The organism is Pseudomonas sp. Hz4 (genome assembly GCF_054898165.1).
Window position 1 is genome coordinate 3,267,284 of record NZ_CM142719.1, and the last position, 19,618, is coordinate 3,286,901.

14 protein-coding genes and 1 pseudogene are annotated in these 19,618 nt (G+C 60.5%); 7 read left to right on the top strand and 8 right to left on the bottom strand.

The genetic code is table 11. The features are described from left to right. Positions 1-11: 11 nt before the first annotated feature. The 6 genes from ACYZTR_RS14805 to pssA all read right to left on the bottom strand — a co-directional run bounded on the left by ACYZTR_RS14805 (position 12) and on the right by pssA (position 7,571). A complete protein-coding gene (locus ACYZTR_RS14805; protein WP_461971989.1) occupies positions 12-1,139 on the bottom strand; it encodes an acyl-CoA dehydrogenase in 1,128 nt (375 codons plus the stop codon). Positions 1,140-1,148: 9 nt separating this feature from the next. Beyond that, positions 1,149-2,342: an acetyl-CoA C-acyltransferase gene (locus ACYZTR_RS14810; protein WP_461971991.1), complete on the bottom strand. Its 1,194-nt coding sequence runs from the start codon at positions 2,340-2,342 to the stop codon at positions 1,149-1,151. Positions 2,343-2,354: 12 nt separating this feature from the next. Further along, entirely contained in the window at positions 2,355-3,116 is a 762-nt protein-coding gene (locus ACYZTR_RS14815; protein WP_461979745.1) for an SDR family NAD(P)-dependent oxidoreductase, read from the bottom strand. A gap of 22 nt (positions 3,117-3,138) precedes the next feature. Next, positions 3,139-4,797 carry an AMP-binding protein gene (locus ACYZTR_RS14820; protein ID WP_461971992.1) on the bottom strand — a complete coding sequence of 553 codons (1,659 nt, stop codon included), beginning with the start codon at positions 4,795-4,797 and terminating at the stop codon, positions 3,139-3,141. Between the two features lie 259 nt (positions 4,798-5,056). Then, positions 5,057-6,073 (bottom strand): AraC family transcriptional regulator, encoded by a 1,017-nt coding sequence (locus ACYZTR_RS14825; protein WP_461979746.1) that lies wholly within the window; start codon positions 6,071-6,073, stop codon positions 5,057-5,059. A gap of 154 nt (positions 6,074-6,227) precedes the next feature. Further along, positions 6,228-7,571: a CDP-diacylglycerol--serine O-phosphatidyltransferase gene (gene pssA / locus ACYZTR_RS14830; protein WP_461971994.1), complete on the bottom strand. Its 1,344-nt coding sequence runs from the start codon at positions 7,569-7,571 to the stop codon at positions 6,228-6,230. A 73-nt stretch (positions 7,572-7,644) separates the two neighbouring features. On the opposite strand from pssA, the pseudogene ACYZTR_RS14835 reads away from it, so the two are divergent. The 3 genes and pseudogenes from ACYZTR_RS14835 to ACYZTR_RS14845 all read left to right on the top strand — a co-directional run. Continuing rightward, positions 7,645-7,746: pseudogene (locus ACYZTR_RS14835) on the top strand (TetR family transcriptional regulator); the annotation flags it as partial. 55 nt (positions 7,747-7,801) lie between these two features. Next, a complete protein-coding gene (locus tag ACYZTR_RS14840) occupies positions 7,802-8,278 on the top strand; it encodes a nuclear transport factor 2 family protein (protein WP_461971996.1) in 477 nt (158 codons plus the stop codon). 122 nt (positions 8,279-8,400) lie between these two features. Beyond that, positions 8,401-9,180, top strand: coding sequence for a TSUP family transporter (locus ACYZTR_RS14845; RefSeq protein ID WP_461971998.1), 780 nt, complete (start codon positions 8,401-8,403; stop codon positions 9,178-9,180). Here the strand turns inward: ACYZTR_RS14845 and nudC are convergent. After that, entirely contained in the window at positions 9,148-9,978 is an 831-nt protein-coding gene (nudC, locus tag ACYZTR_RS14850) for an NAD(+) diphosphatase (protein WP_461972000.1), read from the bottom strand. The two genes, ACYZTR_RS14845 and nudC, sit on opposite strands and share 33 nt — an antisense overlap. 6 nt (positions 9,979-9,984) lie before the next feature. Next, on the bottom strand, positions 9,985-10,797 hold the full coding sequence (locus ACYZTR_RS14855; RefSeq protein WP_461972002.1) for a crotonase/enoyl-CoA hydratase family protein: 813 nt from the start codon (positions 10,795-10,797) through the stop codon (positions 9,985-9,987). Between the two features lie 564 nt (positions 10,798-11,361). Here ACYZTR_RS14855 and glgA point away from each other — a divergent pair. From glgA to ACYZTR_RS14875, 4 genes are read left to right on the top strand one after another with little or no spacing between them, the layout of a single operon-like run. Further along, a complete protein-coding gene (gene glgA, locus ACYZTR_RS14860) occupies positions 11,362-12,948 on the top strand; it encodes a glycogen synthase GlgA (protein WP_461972004.1) in 1,587 nt (528 codons plus the stop codon). A gap of 13 nt (positions 12,949-12,961) precedes the next feature. Further along, positions 12,962-14,758 (top strand): malto-oligosyltrehalose trehalohydrolase, encoded by a 1,797-nt coding sequence (gene treZ, locus ACYZTR_RS14865; protein ID WP_461972006.1) that lies wholly within the window; start codon positions 12,962-12,964, stop codon positions 14,756-14,758. Then, positions 14,755-16,833 (top strand): 4-alpha-glucanotransferase, encoded by a 2,079-nt coding sequence (malQ, locus tag ACYZTR_RS14870; protein WP_461972008.1) that lies wholly within the window; start codon positions 14,755-14,757, stop codon positions 16,831-16,833. Before treZ ends, malQ begins: the two co-directional genes overlap by 4 nt. Continuing rightward, positions 16,830-19,616: a malto-oligosyltrehalose synthase gene (locus ACYZTR_RS14875; RefSeq protein ID WP_461972010.1), complete on the top strand. Its 2,787-nt coding sequence runs from the start codon at positions 16,830-16,832 to the stop codon at positions 19,614-19,616. The genes malQ and ACYZTR_RS14875 overlap by 4 nt, the downstream gene beginning before the upstream one ends. Positions 19,617-19,618 lie beyond the last annotated feature (2 nt).

A 19,618-nucleotide genomic window follows, 5' to 3' on the forward strand; every position in this document is an offset into this window, starting at 1 on the left:
ATGACTCCTTCTCAAAGATTGCGCGAAATAACCATGCGCTGAATATCGCTGGTGCCTTCGTAGATCTGGCAGACCCGCACGTCGCGGTAGATCCGCTCCAGCGGGAAATCGTTCAAGTAACCGTAACCGCCAAGGGTTTGCAAGGCGGCGGAGCAGACCTTCTCAGCCATTTCCGAGGCGAACAGCTTGGCCATGGAGGCTTCGACCAAAGCCGGTTTGCCGCTGTCTCTTAACGCCGCCGCGTAATGCACCATCTGCCGGGCGACGGCGATCTGGGTTGCCATGTCCGCCAGGCGGAACGCTACCGCTTGATGCTCGATGATTGGCTTGCCGAAGCTTTCACGCTCGCGGGCATAGTCCCGGGCCGCTTCGAACGCAGCGCGGGCCATGCCCACCGATTGCGAAGCGATGCCGACACGGCCGCCTTCGAGGTTGGCCAGGGCGATCCGGTAACCTTCGCCCTCCTCGCCTAACCGATTGGCCACCGGCACCTTCACGTCTTCAAACAGAATCTGGCAAGTGTCAGACGCGTGCTGGCCGAGTTTGTCTTCGATCCGCGCGACTTTGTAGCCCGGCGAATCGGTCGGCACGATCAGCGCCGTGATGCCACGCTTGCCGGCACTCGGATCAGTCACGGCGAACACGATCACCACCCCGGCGTTCTGCCCGGACGTGATGAACTGTTTGCAGCCGTTCAACACGTAATGATCGCCTTCAAGACGGGCACGGGTTTTCAGGCCGCTGGCGTCCGAGCCGGCCTGCGGTTCGGTCAGGGCAAAGGCCCCCAGCATCGAGCCGCTGGCCAGCGGTTTGAGGAAGCGTTCTTTCTGGTCGTCGTTGCCGTACTTGAGGATCGGCACGCAACCCACCGAGTTGTGCACGCTCATGATGGTCGAGCAAGCGCCGTCGCCGGCCGCAATTTCTTCCAGGGCCATGGCGTAGGCCAGGTAACCGGTGTCGCAACCGCCCCACTGCTCCGGCACCAGCATGCCGAAGAAGCCCAGTTCAGCCATCTCGCCGATGGCTTCCTTGGGGAAGCGATGTTCGCGGTCCCACTCGGCGGCGAACGGTTTCAGCCGTTCCTGGGAAAATTGCCGGGCCGCGTCGCTGATCTGAAGTTGTTCGTCAGTCGGGAGCATAGTGATTCCTTAATACAGGCATTCAACGGCCATGGCCGTGGCTTCACCGCCGCCGATGCAGATCGCCGCAACGCCGCGTTTCAGACCTTTCTGGCGCAGGGCCGAGAGCAAAGTCACGAGGATCCGCGCGCCAGACGCACCGATCGGGTGACCGAGGGCGCAAGCGCCGCCGTGAACGTTGATCTTCTCGTGGGGGATTTCCAGTTTGGTCATGGTGACCAGACTGACCACGGCGAAGGCTTCGTTGACTTCGAACAGCTCGACTTCGTCCAGGGACCAACCGGTTTTCTTCATCAGTTTCTTGATCGCGCCCACCGGTGCCACCGGAAACAGGCCCGGGGTGTCGGCAAACGCCGCGTGGCCGTGAATCACAGCCAGCGGTTTCAGGCCGCGCTTTTCAGCTTCGCAACGGCGCATTAGCACCAGTGCTGCGGCGCCATCAGAGATCGAGCTGGAATTCGCCGCCGTCACCGTGCCGCCGTCGCGGAACGCCGGTTTCAAGGAAGCGATCTTGTCCAGTTTGGCTTTCGGTGGCTGTTCGTCGTTGCTGATCAGCACCTGCTCTTTACCGACGGTCACGGTGACTGGCACGATCTCGTCTTTGAAGCTGCCGTCCTTGATCGCCTGCTGCGCGCGGGTGGTCGAGACAATGGCAAAGGCGTCCTGGGCTTCACGGGTAAAACCGTTGGTTTCAGCGCAATCCTCGGCGTAGGTGCCCATCAGGCGGCCCTTGTCGTAGGCGTCTTCCAGGCCGTCGAGGAACATATGATCGAGTACGCGACCGTGGCCCATGCGGTAACCGCTGCGGGCGCGGTCCAGCAGATACGGCGCGTTGGACATGCTTTCCATGCCGCCGGCGATAACCACATCGGCGCTGCCGGCCACCAGCATGTCGTGGGCCAGAATGGCCGCTTCCATGCCCGAACCGCACATCTTGTTCAGGGTCGTGCAGCGGGTCGATTTATCCAGCCCGGCGCCCAGTGCGGCTTGGCGTGCCGGGGCTTGGCCGAGACCTGCGGACAGGACGCAACCGAACAGCACTTCTTCAACCGAGTCTGGCGTTACCCCGGCGCGTTCGACGGCGGCGCGGATCGCGGCAGCACCCAGTTGCGGTGCGGTCAGGCTTTTCAATTCGCCCTGGAAACCACCCATCGGGGTGCGGACGGCGCTGACGATAACAATGGGATCGTTGGACTGAGTCATGACACATTCTCCTTACTTGGCGGCCATGCGCAAGGCGCCGTCGAGACGGATCACCTCGCCATTGAGCATGCTGTTTTCAATGATATGCCTGACCAGCCCGGCATACTCGCTTGGTTTACCCAGACGGGGCGGAAACGGCACGCCAGCCGCCAGGGACGCGCGGACTTGCGGGGTCATGCCGGCCATCATCGGGGTTTCGAAAATGCCCGGGGCGATGGTCATCACCCGGATGCCGAAGCGCGCCAGCTCGCGAGCAGCGGGCAACGTCAGGCTGACGATCGCGCCTTTGGACGCGGCATACGCGGCCTGGCCGATCTGGCCGTCGTACGCGGCAGCCGAGGCGGTGTTGATGATCACACCGCGCTCGCCGTCGGCATCCGCTTCGGTTTCAGCAATCGCCGCGGCGGCGAGGCGCAGCATGTTGAAGCTTCCGATCAGGTTGACGTTGATCACCTGGCTGAAATTGGCCAGCGCATGAGGGCCATTCTTGCCGAGGATCTTCTCACCCCGCACGATGCCAGCGCAGTTGACCAGACCGTTGAGGCCACCGAAGGCTTTGACCGTCGCCTGCACGGCGGCCTCGGCCGCGGCTTCGTTGCTGATGTCCGCCACCACACTTTGCGCGCCGAGTCGTTCAGCCTGGGCCGCAACGGCCTCGGCGTTCATGTCCACCAGCATCACCTTGGCGCCGGCCGCGACCAGCATTTCAGCCGTGGCCGCACCGAGTCCGGAGGCACCGCCAGTGACGAGAAAAACCTTGTTTTCGATCTGCATCATTGTTTCCTTGGATTCAAGCTTAAACGTTCTTCGCGGCGGCCTCTTGAGCCTTGGCGATTTCCTGGTTGCGCAAGATAAAGCGCTGCAATTTGCCGCTAGGGGTTTTCGGCAACTCGCTGACAAATTCGATTTCACGGGGGTAGGAGTGCGCGGCCAGCCGTTTGCGCACATGTTGGCGCAGTTCTTCGGCCAGTTCCGGCGCAGCGCGGTATTGCGCGCTGAGCACCACGAAGGCTTTGACCAGTTCGGTGCGTTCCGGATCGGGTTTGCCGACTACGGCCGCTTCGACCACTGCGGGGTGTTCAATCAATGCGCTTTCCACGTCGAACGGACCGACGCGATAACCGGAGGTGGTGATTACATCGTCGCTGCGACCGACGAAGCTGATGCTGCCGTCCGGGTTCCATTCGACAGTGTCGCCGCTCAGGTAATAGTTGCCGACGAAGGCCTTGGTCGGTGCGCCTTCGTAACCGGCGAACCAGCACATCGGCGACTGGGTGCGATCGATGGCCAGAATGCCCGGCTGGCCGACGCCGAGTTCATTGTACTCGTCGTCCAGCACCACAATGCGGTGGCCTGGCGAAGTGAAACCGGCGGCGCCCATGTGAATCGGATGCTCCAGGCCGTGGTGATTGCACAGGACCATGCCCAGTTCGGTCTGACCGTAATGATCGTGAATGACCACGCCAAGGTTGTCAGCGAACCAGCGGATCACTTCCGGGTTGAGCGGCTCGCCGGCACTGCTGACAATGCGCAGTTTGCCTTTGATCGAGCGGGCGAATTCGTCGCCTCCGGCGATCAACAGACGGTAAGCCGTCGGCGAACCGGTGAGGTTGGTGATCCCGTATTTGTTGATCACCCGGCAGGTGCTTTCGAGGGTGAACGGGCCATCGTAAAAGGTGATCGGATGCCCCATGGCCATCGGCCCGGTGACACCGAAGTAGATGCCATAGGCCCAGCCCGGATCGGCGACGTTCCAGAAGGCGTCTTCAGGGCGCAAGTCGACGGCGTCACGGGTGTAGCTCTGGAAGGCAACGATGGCCTTGAGCGGTACGGACAGCGCTTTCGACGGTCCGGTGGTGCCAGATGTGAACATCAGCAGGAATGGATCTTCACCGGTCAGCAGGACCGGTTCGCACTCAGGAGAATAATTGGCCAGTTCGGCCCAGAAGCTGTAATCGCCGCGGACGATGCCTTGGTCTTTTGGACCGGCGACGGTGACGATGGTCGGGCAATCCGCGACTTCAGTGAGTTTGGCGCGATTGCCCGCGTCGGTGACCACCACTTTGGCGCCAGAAGAGCTGAGGCGGTGTTCGATGGCTTTTGGGCCGAAGGCCGTAAACAGCGGTTGATAGACCGCGCCGATGCGCCAGGTGGCGAATACGGTGATCAGTAATTCGATGTTGCGTGGCAGGAGACCGGCCACCTTGTCGCCTTTTTTCACGCCCTGGGCCAGGAGGAAATTGGCGAAACGCGCGGCTTTGTCCTGCAAGTCGCTGAAGGTGTACGTTGCGCTGGCGCCATCGCGGCCTTCCCAGAACAGCGCGATGCGCCCCGGCAAGGCATGCCGGTCGCAACACTCGACGCAGGCGTTGAGGGCATTCAAATCGCCGGCGAGCGCGGCGTCGACGGTGTGCTGATAATTGAACTGTGTTGTAGCAGACAAATAATCGCGCATTGCCAGAATCCCTCTGTATTTTTATTAGGTTGGGGGAACCGTAACTAACAGGGAAATACTCGCTCTGCGCGGGGCGCGGGACAATGGTCAAAGCTATCAAGTTGCGTGACTGGTTTGGCCAAGGTTCAAGAGGTGTGGTGCCAGTCAGGGCCTCTTCGCGAGCAAGCTCGCTCCCACAGGGGATTTGGGTACACCACTGAACCAATGTGGGAGCGAGCCTGCTCGCGAAGAGGCCGGCTGCATCACCACCAAATCCGGATCAGTCAGCCTCGTTAAGGATCAAACTCCGGTAATGCCCCGGATTTGACCCCGACCACTTGCGAAACGCCTTGTAGAACGAGCTGGTGTCAGCAAACCCTAAACGCGTGGCGATCTCGGCGAAGCTGATTGCAGGCTCGGCCAGCCAAACAATCGCCAATTCCTTGCGCACGCTGTCCTTGAGCCCTTGGTAGGTCTGGCCTTCTTCCGCCAACCGCCGACGCAGCGTCGAAGCCGACATGCACAGCTGTTGCGCCAGCGCCTCGGTTTCCGGCCAGTGTTCGGCGGGCAGGTGCCGCAAATCGTGCTTGATCCGGCTGGCCAGGCTTTCCGGATCACGGTACTTGACCAGAATATTGGCCGGCGCATGGGCCAGGAAACGCTTGAGTTCTTCCGGGCTGCGCTTGATCGGCAAATCCAGGCACTCGGCCGAGAAAATCATCCGCGTGCGCGGCCGGTCGAAACGCAGGTTCTCGGAGAACATCACCTGGTAGTCATCGCAAAAGTCCGGTGCCGGACAGCGCAATTCGATGGCCAGGATCGGAATTCGTCGCCCCGCCAGCCAGCAGGCGACGCCGTGGACGATCATCCAGTAAGTGAAATAAGTGAAGGCGCGGCGCGGGTCCTGGTCGTCTTCGAGCAGGACGATTTCCGCCAGGCTTTGCTGACGAACCAACCGTGCGGGCATGTACTCGAGCATCAATGACAAAAAGCTCAACCCCGAGGTCAGACCAGCGGCCAGGCTCGGCTGGACCATGGAGCAGCGACAGAGAAACTCCAGGCTGCCGGATTTGAGTTTGCGCGGGTCCATGCCAAAAAACTCATCGTCTCCACGTCGTGCCAGCAAACGCCACAGACGCGCATAAGCGGTGGCCGGAACGCGTGCATCGCTGCTTTCGAGCAGTGCCGGATCGATGCCGACTTTGTTCAACACCTCATCGGTAGCGACTCCTGCGGCGCAGCTTTGCAACAGCGCTTCACGCACGAGTTGAATGGAGATGGTGTCTTTTTCCGACATTGGGCGAGGCAAGCCTTGTTCTTTGAGTGGTGGGAATGTTAGCCCGTCAAGATCAAAAGATCGTCCGACCGCGGCTCGAATCTTCGGCAGCTCCTGCCACGGTGAACGTCATCCCACTGGAGCTGCCATAGACTGCGATCTTTTGCCTTAAGTCTTAAAGAATTCGGTACAACAACCGCTCAATCCGCACCCGACTCACGCGTTTGAGGAACTTGGCCACCCCCGCCGGGTATTCCAGCAGCGTGTCCAGGTCCTGATAACGCTCGATGCGGCGAGTGTTCTCGGAAATCTCCGCCAGCTCTTTACGACGCGGCTCCAGCAGCTCGCCTTTCGGATCATCGATCAGCAAGGCGTTTTCCAGATCAAGACGAAACGCCCGCGGGTTGAGGTTGTTGCCGGTCAGCAAGGTGAAACGCTGATCGATCCACATGCCCTTGAGGTGATAGGTGTTGTCGCCGTCACGCCACAGATGCAGGTTCAACTGGCCGCTGTCGACGCTGCGATGATGCCGCTTGGCGAAACGCCGAAGGCTGATCTCGTAAAGGTACGGCAGCGCCGAGATCACCTTGAACGGCTCGCTCGGCGGGATGTAGAAATCGTTGGCCGTCTTGTCGCCGACAACGATGTCGATCTTCACGCCCCGTGCCAGTGCCCGGTTGATTTCCCGGGTCACGGCCAGCGGCAGGTTGAAGTACGGCGTGCAGAGGGTCAGTTGATGTTGAGCGCTGGCGATCAACTCGCAAATCACTCGACTCAGCGGATTGTTCTTGCCGACACCGAGCAATGGGCTGACCGACAAACCGCCCTTGTCCAGGGTGCCCGTGGTGGTGTCGTACGTCGCATGCTTGAGGCGGCTGCGCAAGTCGCCGATGTCGTTGCGCAAGCTGCGGGTGGTTGGCAGGTTCGGCAAATCGAGACGATGCACCGCTTTGGAGGCGATCAGGCCGTGCTGAATCAGGTGCTGCATCGAATCGGCCAGGGCGTGGCTGTGCAGCAGGTGATAACGGTCGTAGCGGTACTTGTCGAACTTGTGCAGATAGACGTTGTTCAGACTCGCGCCGCTGTAGATCACACAGTCATCGATCACGAAGCCTTTCAAATGCAGCACGCCAAACAACTCTCGGGTCTGCACGGGAACGCCATACACCGGGACTTCACTGGCATGAGTCCGGGTGGCTTCCTGATACCAGGCCGAGTTGCCCGGCTGCTTACCGGCACCGATCAAGCCGCGCTGGGCGCGCAGCCAGTCAACGACCACCACCACGTCCAGTTCAGGACGCGCCAGCTTGGCCGCGTGCAAGGCATCGAGAATTTCCTGGCCGGCTTCGTCCTGTTGCAGATAAAGCGCGACGATATAGATGCGCTGGGTGGCGCTGGCGATCTTTTCCAGCAAGCAACGGCGAAACTCGGCAGCGCCAGAAAGGATAGTGACGGCATCGGCGGTCAGCGGAAAACTGCGCAGTTTGGGCAGCAGAGAGCGTTTGAAAAGCGACGGCATAGGGCTCGCAATGGGTCGAATCCGAAGAACCCGAGAGCTTACACCATGGATGGGTTCGGGTCTTCCCACCACGCTGATCCCGATCGACGGGGCCATTACCGTGGCGCTTGTCTTGGGTGATCACAGTGCCGCCGATAATGCGCAATGCATGGCGCGAAAGTTATTGGACCTGTAATACTTTAATCAAGCCCGACACCGTGTTTGAACTCTAATTTATAGGGAGACTGTCAATGTCTAACGCCGAAGTTCGTCCGCCATTACCGCCATTCACCCGTGAGTCGGCCATCGAAAAAGTCCGCCTGGCCGAAGACGGCTGGAACTCTCGCGACCCGGAACGCGTGTCGCTGGCCTACACCCTGGACACGAAATGGCGTAACCGCGCCGAGTTCGCCTATAACCGCGAAGAAGCCAAAGGTTTCCTGACGCGCAAATGGGCAAAAGAGCTGGATTACCGCCTGATCAAAGAACTCTGGGCCTTTACCGGCAACCGTATCGCCGTGCGTTATGCCTATGAATGGCACGACGACTCGGGCAACTGGTTCCGTTCCTACGGCAACGAAAACTGGGAGTTCGCCGAGAACGGTTTGATGGCCAATCGGTTTGCCTGCATCAACGACATGCCGATCAAGGAAAGCGACCGCAAGTTCCACTGGCCGCTGGGCCGCCGACCTGACGATCACCCAAGCCTGTCGGACCTGGGTCTGTAAACCAACACTGCTCGTTCCCACGCGAGCGTGGGAACGAGCAGCTGTAGGAGGACAATTTTATAGGTAAGATATCGGCCCTTCCCCGCAGCCCTGTTCTGCACCCCGCCGAATAAGCCGACTCCATGCCTTTCGAACTCAGTGTTGACCTCACCACCCTCGCCATTCTGGCCCTTGTCGCTTTCATCGCCGGTTTCATCGACGCCATTGCCGGCGGCGGCGGTCTGTTGACCACCCCGGCGCTGCTGACCGCAGGCCTGCCGCCGCATCTAGTGCTGGGCACCAACAAACTCAGTTCGACATTCGGCTCAGCCACCGCCAGTTTCACCTTCTACCGACGCAAACTGTTCCACCCCAGGCAGTGGATGCACGCCATTGTCGGCACGCTGGTGGGCGCGCTGACCGGCGCCGTGGTCGCTCACTACCTGCCAGCAGAATGGTTGAACAAGATGCTCCCGGTGATCATTTTCGCCTGTGGCCTCTACCTGTTGTTTGGCGGCACGCCGAAAGCGCCGCTGGACAGCGACGCACCGATCAAGAAAAAGTGGCAATCGACCCAAGGCTTCGGCCTCGGCTTTTACGACGGCGTGGCCGGCCCCGGCACGGGTGCGTTCTGGACCGTCAGCACCATGCTGATGTACCCCATCGACCTGGTGAAGGCCAGCGGCGTGGCGCGCAGCATGAACTTCGTCAGCAACATTGCGGCATTGTCGGTGTTCGTGTTTTCCGGACAGGTGGACTGGATCATCGGCCTGAGCATGGGCCTGTCGGTGATGGTCGGGGCGTTCTTCGGGGCTCGCACCGCCATCAGCGGCGGTGCGAAGTTCATTCGTCCGGTGTTCATCACCGTGGTGCTGGGCTTGACCGTGCGGTTAGCCTGGCAACACTGGTTCAGCGTGGCCTAAGCGCCGCGCCACATAGACGTCGATCAGGTACCGGGCAATCGAGCGTGCCGCCGGCAACGGCGGCAAGTCACGTACGTTGAACCACTGGGCGTCTTCGATCTCGTCTTCCTGACACACGATCTCGCCACCGGCGTATTCGGCGTGAAACCCCAACATCATCGAATGCGGGAACGGCCAGCACTGGCTGCCCATGTACTGGATGTTCTTGACCTCGATCTGCACTTCTTCGCGAACCTCACGAATCAGGCAGTCTTCGGCCGACTCGCCCGGTTCGGCAAACCCCGCCAACGTGCTGTAGATCCCGGTGACAAAGCGCGGCGAACGGGCCAGCAGGACTTCATCGCCACGGGTCACCAGCACAATCATGCTCGGTGATATGCGCGGGTAGCTGCGTAAATCACACGGTTCGCAATACATCGCCCGTTCCCGGGTCACCTGGCTCATCGCCTGCCCGCAGTTACCGCAAAAGCGGTGTTCGCGGGCCCAGGTGCCGATTTGCGCGGCATAACCGAGCACCTTGAACACCGTATGATCGCCTTCGAGCATGAACGCCCGCAGGCCTTTCCAATTGCAGCCCGGCACTTCGCTGTGACTGCGCAGTTCCAGCAGGTAGACCGGTTCGCCATCCAGATGGCCGATGCCATGTTCGGCGAGAATCGACAAATCCTGGCGCTTGAGCCATTCGCGGGGGAACAGCGCGCCATTGTCATCGAACAGAAAACCTTCGGGGCTGCGGGCCACGGCCCAGCCGCCGGGTTGGTCGGTGTCCAGTACTGCGGTGGTCCAGCGTGAAATCATTTTTAATCAATCCAGAAATTCGGGTTTCTGTTTGCTCATATGGGCGGCCATGGCCACGCGCAGATCGTTGGATTGCAGCATGGCGGCGTTCCAGGTGGCGACGTATTCCAGGCCGTCGTCGATGCGATGGTCGCGCATGTAGCTGATCATCTCTTTGGTGCCGGTGATCGCAATCGGCGACTTGCTGGCGATCTCGCGGGCTATGCCCATGACACCGTCGAGCAGGCTGGCCGTGTCGCTGTAAACGCGATTGACCAGGCCCATGCCACGCGCTTCTTCGGCACCGAAAGTGCGACCAGTGTAAGCCAGTTCACGCAGCATGCCGTCACCGATGATCCGCGGCAAGCGTTGCAAGGTGCCAACGTCGGCCGCCATGCCGATGTCGATTTCCTTGATCGAAAACTGCGCGTCTTCGGCGGCGTAACGCATGTCGCAAGCAGCAATAAGGTCGATGGCGCCACCCAGGCAATAACCCTGAATCGCCGCCAGCACCGGTTTGCGGCAATGGTCGACCGCATTGAAAGAACCTTGAAGGGCGAGGATTTTGCGGCGCAGCAAGCGCGCGTTGCGACCCACGTCCTTGCCCAGTTCATTGGCCACGCCGGCTAGCATCATCAGGTCGATGCCGGAAGAAAAATGTTTGCCTGCACCACTGAGCAACACCACCCTGACTTCGTCAGTGTCGTCGACCCACTGGAAAATCTCGATGATCTCGCTCCAGAACGCGGCATTCATCGAATTGATTTTTTCCGGCCGGTTGATCTGCACATGGGCGACTTTATCGTTCAGTTCGACGGTGAACGCGGTGTACTGAGACATGGCAGTGATCCTTTTACCGGGCAGAAAATGAGGCCCGAACTATAACAAGGCATCCGGGCAGGCCGTAAGGCAGCGGTTCGGACAAAAACGGGACTTGCCCGTTGCGCACCACAACAGTGCGCGAGCAGGGTCGCACTGCACACATTCATGTGACATCTCGAATATTTTTTGAGGTAAAAACGGCTAAAAAACAGGCCCTTCGTCAGTGCGTTTCTTCTTCCAAGCGGTACGTCCGTACCTCTTTAAACCGATTGTCGAACAATTTTGCCATTTGACCTCCCCCGCTCTAAGTTCTGGCCTAGACTCATTTCCGCGGGGCGAAACCGGCGGGTCACAAAGCGCAAAGAAAGTCGAAACTTTTGCCGCTCGTGACGTGTCAGGTTAATGGTAAGTGCGTTGCGACTGGTGCAATCCTTGCAGCGTCTAACCCAGCCATTCTGCTTCAACGCATTGGCAGCGCTTGCTCTCCGATGCGTAGCGCGTTTGCGCCCGGCCACAGGAATTGGCCACGAAATACCGTTTGTGCCAGACCTAAGAATTAGATCAACAACACGGGAGATTCATATGATCAGTGCGGCTTTAGATATTCAGGGAGAATGTGCTCATCAGCAGGTCGGCGAAACGAGCACTGTGAGCGCGCCAAGTCACCAATCGGTCAGCGTACCAGGCACCAAGACGCTGACACCGGTGGCCAGTCAGAACCCCAACAAGAAGAAAGTGCTGTTCGTCACCTCGGAGATCGCCGATCTGGTGAAAACCGGTGGTCTGGGCGACGTTTCCGCAGCGCTACCCCGAGCCATGGCGCATCTGCATGATGTGCGTGTGCTGATTCCCGGTTACCCGCAAGTGCTGAACAGCGAAAACCCGATTCATATTATTGGTGAGCTCGGTGGTCACGCCGCGTTGCCCCCCTGCAAGATCGGGCGCATGGACATGCCCGACGGTCTGGTCATTTACGTGTTGATCTGCCCCGAACTCTACGAGCGCGAAGGTTCGCCTTACGGTGCCAACAACGGCCGCGACTGGCCGGACAACCACATTCGTTTCGCCCGCCTGGGTCTGGCGGCCGCCGACATTGCCGCCAATCTTGCACAAATCCACTGGTGCCCGGACCTGGTGCACGCCCATGACTGGCCGGCCGGTCTGGCACCCGCTTACATGCATTGGCGTGGACAACGCACGCCGACGCTGTTCACTATTCATAACCTTGCCTACCAGGGCGTGACCAGTCTTGGGTCGTGCCCGGAACTGGGTATTCCCATGCATGCCTTGCAACAGGAAGGCATGGAGTTCTACGGCAAGATGTCATTCCTCAAGGCCGGCATGGCCTATTCGAGCCACATCACCACTGTCAGCGCCACCTATGCCCAGGAAATCACCACCCCGGCCTTCGGCTGCGGTCTCGACGGTTTTCTCGCCGCCAAGACCCAGCAAGGTCTGCTCAGTGGTATTCCCAATGGCATCGATGAGAGTTGGGACGCGGCCACCGACTCGCACCTGTTCCGCCCGTTCAGTATCGGTGACTGGGAAGGTAAAGCGGTCAACGCTGCACACGTCCGTGAGCTGTTTGGCCTGGACGATAGCGAAGGTCCATTGTTCGCCGTGGTGTCGCGACTGGTGTATCAGAAGGGCCTGGACCTGACCGAAGCCGTCTCCGAATACATCGTCAAATCTGGCGGGCAGATCGCAATCATCGGTCGTGGCGAGCCGGAAGAAGAACAAGCCATGCGTGAACTGGCCCTGCGTTTCCCCGGCCAGATCGGCGTACGCATCGGTTTCAACGAAACCGACGCTCGTCGCATGTTCGCCGGCAGTGATTTCCTGCTGATGCCTTCGCGTTACGAGCCTTGCGGCTTGAGCCAAATGTACGCCCAGCGCTTCGGTTCGTTGCCGGTAGCACGCAACACCGGCGGTTTGGCCGACACCATTGAAAACGGCGTGACCGGTTTCCTGTTCGATGAATCCACGGCTGAGAGCTATCAGGAAGCCCTGAGCCGGGCATTCAAGATATTTGCCTTCCCCGACCTGCTCAATGCCATGCGCTGCCGGGCCATGGCGGCGCCTTTCAACTGGTGCAAGGCAGTCGAACCGTACGCCGAACTCTACGAAAAGCTTGTCACTAAGGCATTGGGTAAATCGAGCAAACATTAAGAGGTTTTCATAGATGCCGTTACGGACCCTTGAGACCTGGCCCCACGGCGCAATCATGCTGGACGCAGAACACACGCGTTTTGCCTTGTGGGCGCCAGATGCGTTGTACGTCAGTGTCGAACTGGAAGACGGACAATCCTTGCCGCTAGTGCCTCAGCCCAATGGCTGGTTCGTGATCAACACCCGCTGCCCCGCTGGCACGCGTTACCGCTATAACATTGATGGGGGGCTTGCGGTGCCCGACCCGGCCTCCCGCGCGCAGGACGGTGATATCGACCGCCACAGCGTGGTGGTCGATCCCTTTGCTTACCAATGGCAACACAGCGCCTGGCTCGGTCGGCCGTGGACTGAAGCGGTGATCTACGAATTGCACGTCGGTGCGCTCGGCGGCTACAGCGAAGTCGAGCAGCACCTGTCGCGCCTTGTCGAATTGGGCATCACCGCGATCGAACTGATGCCGCTGGCGCAGTTTCCCGGTGATCGCAATTGGGGCTACGACGGGGTTCTGCCCTATGCGCCCCAAGCGTCCTACGGTTCCCCCGAACAACTCAAACACCTGATCGACACCGCCCACGGTCATGGCCTGGCGGTGATTCTCGACGTGGTCTACAACCACTTCGGCCCGGATGGCAATTACCTGCATCGCTACGCCAAGGGTTTCTTCCGCGAAGACAAGCACACCCCGTGGGGTGCGGCGATCGACTTCCGGCGGCGCGAGGTGCGGGACTTCTTCATCGACAACGCGCTGATGTGGTTGCTGGAGTATCGCTTCGACGGTTTGCGCCTGGACGCGGTGCATGCTATCGAAAGCCCCGACTTTCTACAGGAACTGGCGCAGCGGATCCGACAGCAGACCGGTCCGGCGCGGCATGTATGGCTGACGGTCGAGAACGAACACAACCAGGCCAGCTTGCTGCAAGAAGGGTTCGACGCGCAGTGGAACGATGACGGCCACAATGCCTTGCACGTGCTGCTGACCGGCGAAACCGACGCCTATTACGCCGACTACGCCGACGAGCCCACCGAACAACTGGTGCGCTGCCTGAGTCAGGGTTTCGTGTTTCAGGGCCATATCAATCGCCATGGCGAAGCCCGAGGCGAGCCCAGCGGGCACTTGCCGCCCAGCGCGTTCGTGCTGTTTCTGCAAAACCATGACCAGATCGGCAATCGCGCGTTTGGCGAACGGCTGCATCAGCTGACCAACCTGGACGCGTTACACGCAGCGACAGCGCTGTTACTGCTTTCACCGATGATCCCGCTGATGTTCATGGGCGACGAGTTCGCCGCCGAAGAACCATTCCTCTTCTTTACCAGCCATCACGGTGAACTGGCGGAACGGGTTCGCGAGGGACGACGTAACGAGTTTGCCGCGTTCAGTGCGTTTGCCGATCCTCACAAGCGCAAACAAATTCCCGACCCGAACGCGACACAGACCTTTGAAGCTTCCCGACCGACGCTGACGGCACCCCAGGGCTGCGCGATGCATGACTTGTATCGCCAGCTGTTGCAGATCCGCCATGAGCAGATCATCCCGCATCTACCCAATACCCACCCATTGGGTGCTGAGGTACTGGCCGAGGGTGCTGTGACTGCGCGCTGGCGACTGGGCAACGGCAGTGAGCTGCGCATTGACCTGAACCTCAGCGACAAGCCTGTGGTCCACTCCCCACTGGCCGGCGCTTCGTTGTTGTATGAACATCCCTCGAAGTCCGCCGACCTGCTGGAACAGGGCACCCTTGCCCCGTATTGCGCGCTAGTCAGCCTCACGGCCGCAGCCCCTTTGCTACCCCCGGATGGAGAGCGCCAATGAGTGATGCGCAACTGGAAATACTGGCCAGCCGAGCTGGCCTGGCAGTCGACTGGATCGACGCCAACGGCCGCCCACAGAAAGTCGCTCCATCAGTGTTACGCAACGTCCTCACCGGACTCGGCCACCCCGCCAGCACCGCACAGGAAATCGACGCCAGCCTGCTGCAATTGCAGGAAGTGCAACAGACCCGGCACCTGCCACCGCTACTCACCGCAGACTTCGGTGTCGGCCTTAGCCTGGCGCATTACTTTGAGCCCGAAACACCGTGCGAGATCCACCTTGAAGATGGCGCGCGGCTCAACCTGAAACTGGATGCCGAGGCGATGCTGCCCGGTCTGGTCCCGGTCGGTTATCAGCACGTCAGCATTGATGGACAATCATTTACCCTGGCTGTGGCGCCGACGCGCTGCTACAGCGTCGGCGATGCCGTCGACAGTCCGATTCCGCGCACCTGGGGCCTGAGCGTGCAGCTGTACTCACTGCGTCGCACCGGCGATGGCGGGTTCGGCGATACCCAGGCGCTGGAAGACCTGGCCCGTGTGGCCGGCGAACGCGGTGCCGAAGCGTTGGCGATCAGCCCGTTACATGCAATGTTCAGCAACGATACCCAGCGTTACAGCCCTTATTCGCCGTCCAGCCGTTTGTTTCTCAACAGCCTTTACGCCGCACCGGGCGCCATCCTGGGCGAACGAGCGTTGCGGACCGCGATTGATGCCACTGGCCTGGCGGCAGAACTCAAGCAACTCGAAGCATCGCCGTTGATTGATTGGCCGGTGGCGGCTGAAGCTAAACATCGCCTGTTGCAGGCGCTGTACGAAGGGTTTGTCCAGGGCGAACACCCGTTGCATGCCGACTTCAGCAGCTTCCGCCATGCTGCTGGCGAAGCCCTGGAAAACCACTGCCGCTTTGAAGCCATTCAAGAAGCTCGCGCCGCCAAGGGCGAAAGCCTCGACTGGCGGCAGTGGCCCGAGCAATGGCAAGACCCGCGCAGTGCGGCCTTGGCCGAATTCGCCGAAGAGAACGCCGGACGCATTGGCTTCTTCGCCTTCTGCCAATGGTTGATCACCCGCTGCCTGGAGCGCGCGCAAACCGCCGCCCGCAGCAGTGGCATGAGCATCGGTCTGATTGCCGATCTGGCCGTCGGTGCCGATGGCGGTGGCAGCCAGGCCTGGAGTCGTCAGGACGAATTGCTCGCCTCGCTGACCGTGGGCGCACCACCGGACATGCTCAACCGCACCGGTCAGGGCTGGGGGATTTCCGCGTTCTCGCCCGAGGGCCTGGTACGCAACGGCTTTCGTGCGTTCATCGAAATGCTTCGCGCCAACTTCGCCCACGCCGGTGGCCTGCGCATTGATCACGTCATGGGCCTGCAACGGTTGTGGGTGATCCCCAATGACGCGTCACCCGCCGACGGCGCCTACCTCTATTACCCGGTGGACGACCTGCTGCGTTTGCTGACCCTCGAGTCCCATCGTCATCAGGCCATCGTCCTCGGTGAAGACCTCGGCACCGTGGCGGATGGTCTGAGAGAAAAGCTTATCGCGCGTTCGATCCTTGGCATGCGCGTCCTGCTGTTCGAACAGGACAACGCGCACTTCAAAACGATTCTCGACTGGCCGGACAATGCCCTCGCGACCACCAGCACCCATGACCTGCCGACGCTCAATGGCTGGTGGCATGGCCGCGATATCGACTGGAACGCTCGACTGGGCCTGGTCGACGCCCCGGGTGAAATCGAATGGCGCCACCACCGCGAACGCGAGCGCGAAGGCTTGCGTCGGGTGTTGAGCGAGGATCCGCAGAACTTTCGCGAAGAGTCCCATGAAACCGATCAGGTGCTCGACGCCGCGATACGTTTCCTCGGTCATACCCGCGCGCCGCTGGTGTTGCTGCCGCTGGAAGATGCCCTGGGTATCGAACAGCAAGCCAACTTGCCCGGCACCATCGACACGCACCCCAACTGGTCCCGGCGCCTGGCGGGTGATACCGACGCCTTGCTCGATAACCCGGACGCCGCCCGACGCCTGGAACTGCTCGCCTGTGCACGACTTCAGGCGGCCGAGCGTGACCAATGAAACAAACGATTATCCAACCGCTGCGGGCGACCCAGCGGCTGCAGTTTCATAAAGGCTTCACGCTGGACGATGCGGTGCCGCTGGTGCCGTACTTCGCCAGCCTTGGCATCAGTCATGTCTATGCGTCGCCACTGCTGAGCGCCCGCGCCGGGTCCATGCATGGCTACGACGTCGTGGACCCGACCACCGTCAACCCCGAGCTGGGCGGCGAAGCGGCGCTGCGGCGGTTGGTCAGTGCATTGCGCGAACAGAACATGGGGCTGATCCTCGACATCGTCTCCAACCACATGGCCGTCGGTGGTGGCGATAATCCCTGGTGGCAGGATTTGCTGGAGTGGGGGCGCCTGAGCCCTTACGGCGAGTTCTTCGATATCCAGTGGCATTCGCCCGATCCGTTGATGGCAGGCCAGTTGCTCTTGCCCTTCCTCGGCAGCGACTACGGCATCGCCTTGCAGGACGGCACCCTGCCCTTGCGCTTCGATGCACAGAAAGGCGCGTTTTATGTCGAACACTATGAGCATCACTTCCCGATCTGCCCGACCCATTACGGCGAACTGCTCAGAACCGATGACCCACTGAACGCCGAATCCCTCAAGTCGCTGGCAGACCGTTTCAGCACCCTGAGCTACCAGACCGACGCCCATCGCCTGGCGATACCGCTGAAAGCAGAGCTGCGTGAATTGGCCGGCGCCCCGGCGATTCTGCAAGCCATCCAGCAAAACCTCAGCGCTTACGACTCGCTCACCGCCGACGGTTTCCACCGCCTGCACGTGTTGCTTGAACACCAAAGCTATCGCCTGGCCAGTTGGCGCACAGCGGCAGATGACATCAACTGGCGGCGCTTTTTCGATATCAACGAACTGGGCGGCCTGCGCGTCGAACGCCCCGCGGTGTTCGAAGCCACCCACGCGAAAATCTTCGAGCTGGTGGCCGAAGGCCTGGTCGACGGTCTGCGCATCGACCACATCGACGGCCTCGCTGACCCTCGGGGTTACTGCCGCAAACTGCGGCGAAGGGTCGACAGCCTGTCGCCAAATCGGCACCTGCCGATCTTTGTCGAGAAGATCCTCGGCGAAGGCGAAACCCTGCACCGCGACTGGTCGGTGGATGGCACCACAGGTTACGAGTTCATGAATCAGTTATCGCTGCTGCAACACGCTCCCGAAGGTGCCCACACCTTGGGCGAACTGTGGAATCGCTACAGCGAACGGCCCGCCGATTTCCGTCAGGAAGCGCAACTGGCCCGCCAGCAGATCCTCAACGGCTCCCTGGCCGGAGACTTCGAAAGCGTCGCCCAGGCCCTGTTGCAAGTGGCCCGGGATGACCTGATGACCCGCGACTTGACCCTCGGTGCGATTCGTCGGGCGTTGCAGGAACTGATCGTGCATTTCCCTGTGTACCGCACCTATATCAGTCCCCGTGGGCGTTCGGCTGAAGACGATGTGTTTTTCCAGCAGGCCATGGACGGTGCCAGGCTTACCCTCAGCGAGGCCGATTGGCCGGTGCTCGATAGCCTGGCCAGCTGGCTCGGTGGCGAATCATGGCGCAAACGCCCATTGGGCCGGCCACGCAAGATGCTCAAGCATGCCTGCGTACGTTTTCAGCAACTGACATCGCCGGCGGCGGCGAAGGCCGTGGAAGACACTGCGTTCTATCGCTCAGCGACGTTGCTGTCGCGCAATGACGTGGGGTTCAGCACCGAGCAGTTCAGCGCGCCGGTGGCCGATTTCCATGCGGCTTGCGCCCATCGTCTCGAAGCATTTCCCGATAATTTGCTGGCCACCGCGACCCACGACCACAAACGAGGCGAAGACACCCGTGCGCGCCTGGCGGTGTTGAGCGAACGCAGTGCCTGGTACGCCGAACAGGTGCCGCTCTGGCAAGCCCTTGCCCGGCCCCTGCGCGACGACGACCCAATGCCGACGACGGGTGATGAGTTGATCCTCTATCAAGCGATCCTCGGCAGTTGGCCGCTGGATTTGCGCAGTGACGATAAAACGGCGCTTGAGCACTACACTCAACGGGTGTGGCAGTGGCAACAGAAAGCCTTGCGCGAGGCCAAGTTGCAAAGCAGCTGGAGCGCGCCGAATGAGGCTTACGAACAAGCGGTTCAGCAATTTCTGCAGCGACTATTGCTGAGTCCTGAAGGGGAACTATTGCGCGCGGCACTCTGCAAAGCGGCCCAAAGCATCGCCGTCCCCGGGGCACTCAATGGATTGGCGCAAACCTTGCTGCGCATGACCGTGCCGGGGGTGCCGGACCTTTATCAGGGCACCGAGTACTGGGACTTCTCGCTGGTCGATCCGGACAACCGTCGACCCGTGGATTACGCCAGCCGTCAGCGGTCCCTGCAGGCGCCATTGGAACTTCCTGAGCTGTTGGCTAACTGGCGGGACGGGCGCATCAAGCAAACCCTGATCGCTCGTACGTTAAACCTGCGGCTTGAGCACACCGAGCTGTTTCGACGAGGGACGTATCAAGCCCTTGAAGTCGTCGGCAGCCAGGCTCACCGGGTGCTGGCATTTGCTCGCTCGCTGCAAGGAAAAAGGGCCATCGTGATCGTACCGATACGCTGCGCCGAATTGTTGAAAAACAGTGCCGAACCACGGATTGACGCGCCGCTGTGGGGCGATACACGGGTCAAATTACCATTCACCACCCCTGATGAAAATTTCAAGGGACTTTTTTCCAGCGTCGCAGTCACACCCCAAAGGGAGCTGGACATCAGCGCCGCGCTGGGGGATTTCCCAATCAATATTTTTATCCAAACTACCCCAACTTGAGT

What these genes read in the sequence shown, in the direction of transcription:
- ACYZTR_RS14805 (WP_461971989.1), bottom strand. Translation starts at nt 1,139, where the DNA reads ATGCTCCCGACTGACGAACAACTTCAGATCAGCGACGCGGCCCGGCAA.
- ACYZTR_RS14810 (WP_461971991.1), bottom strand. Translation starts at nt 2,342, where the DNA reads ATGACTCAGTCCAACGATCCCATTGTTATCGTCAGCGCCGTCCGCACC.
- ACYZTR_RS14815 (WP_461979745.1), bottom strand. Translation starts at nt 3,116, where the DNA reads ATGCAGATCGAAAACAAGGTTTTTCTCGTCACTGGCGGTGCCTCCGGA.
- ACYZTR_RS14820 (WP_461971992.1), bottom strand. Translation starts at nt 4,797, where the DNA reads ATGCGCGATTATTTGTCTGCTACAACACAGTTCAATTATCAGCACACC.
- ACYZTR_RS14825 (WP_461979746.1), bottom strand. Translation starts at nt 6,073, where the DNA reads ATGTCGGAAAAAGACACCATCTCCATTCAACTCGTGCGTGAAGCGCTG.
- pssA (WP_461971994.1), bottom strand. Translation starts at nt 7,571, where the DNA reads ATGCCGTCGCTTTTCAAACGCTCTCTGCTGCCCAAACTGCGCAGTTTT.
- ACYZTR_RS14840 (WP_461971996.1), top strand. Translation starts at nt 7,802, where the DNA reads ATGTCTAACGCCGAAGTTCGTCCGCCATTACCGCCATTCACCCGTGAG.
- ACYZTR_RS14845 (WP_461971998.1), top strand. Translation starts at nt 8,401, where the DNA reads ATGCCTTTCGAACTCAGTGTTGACCTCACCACCCTCGCCATTCTGGCC.
- nudC (WP_461972000.1), bottom strand. Translation starts at nt 9,978, where the DNA reads ATGATTTCACGCTGGACCACCGCAGTACTGGACACCGACCAACCCGGC.
- ACYZTR_RS14855 (WP_461972002.1), bottom strand. Translation starts at nt 10,797, where the DNA reads ATGTCTCAGTACACCGCGTTCACCGTCGAACTGAACGATAAAGTCGCC.
- glgA (WP_461972004.1), top strand. Translation starts at nt 11,362, where the DNA reads ATGATCAGTGCGGCTTTAGATATTCAGGGAGAATGTGCTCATCAGCAG.
- treZ (WP_461972006.1), top strand. Translation starts at nt 12,962, where the DNA reads ATGCCGTTACGGACCCTTGAGACCTGGCCCCACGGCGCAATCATGCTG.
- malQ (WP_461972008.1), top strand. Translation starts at nt 14,755, where the DNA reads ATGAGTGATGCGCAACTGGAAATACTGGCCAGCCGAGCTGGCCTGGCA.
- ACYZTR_RS14875 (WP_461972010.1), top strand. Translation starts at nt 16,830, where the DNA reads ATGAAACAAACGATTATCCAACCGCTGCGGGCGACCCAGCGGCTGCAG.